The organism is Cyclobacterium qasimii M12-11B (assembly GCF_000427295.1).
GTDB classification, from domain to species: Bacteria; Bacteroidota; Bacteroidia; order Cytophagales; family Cyclobacteriaceae; genus Cyclobacterium; species Cyclobacterium qasimii.
In genome coordinates this window covers 1-538 of record NZ_ATNM01000002.1, presented here as the reverse complement: position 1 = coordinate 538, position 538 = coordinate 1, and the positions used below count along the sequence as shown (strand labels likewise).

1 protein-coding gene is annotated in these 538 nt (G+C 61.7%); it reads left to right on the top strand.

The genetic code is table 11. The features are described from left to right. The coding region (locus tag ADICYQ_RS31005) for an aminotransferase class I/II-fold pyridoxal phosphate-dependent enzyme (protein WP_152520438.1) at positions 1–538 on the top strand (538 nt) is incomplete at both ends.

Here is a 538-nt window from a genome sequence, read left to right as displayed (position 1 = left end):
GCTGGGTGCCGATGGGCAACTGAGCCAAACAATATTTGCCGAAATGTCGGCCCTCGCCGCGAGCACCGGTGCCATCAATCTGGGTCAAGGGTTTCCCGATGAAGACGGCCCCATCGAAGTTTTGGATGCCGCCCGCAAAGCCATCAGCGACGGCATCAACCAATACCCGCCCGGCAACGGCCTGCCCGTGCTGCGCAACGCCATCGCCGAACACCAAAAACGGTTCTACGGGATCGACATCGACCCCGACACCCAAGTCCTCGCCACCGCAGGCGCAACCGAAGCTCTCGCCGCCACAATCCTCGCACTCACCGACACCGGTGACGAAGTCATCACCCTCGAACCCTTCTACGACGCCTACGGCGCCATGATCAACCTCGCCCGCGCAACCCACATAACGGTGCCGCTGCGGGCACCAGACTTTCGACCCAACCACGACGACATCCGCGCCGCATTCAACAAACACACCCGACTCATCGTCCTCAACAGCCCACACAACCCCACCGGAAGTGTGCTCGACCGCGAAACCCTCAAACTG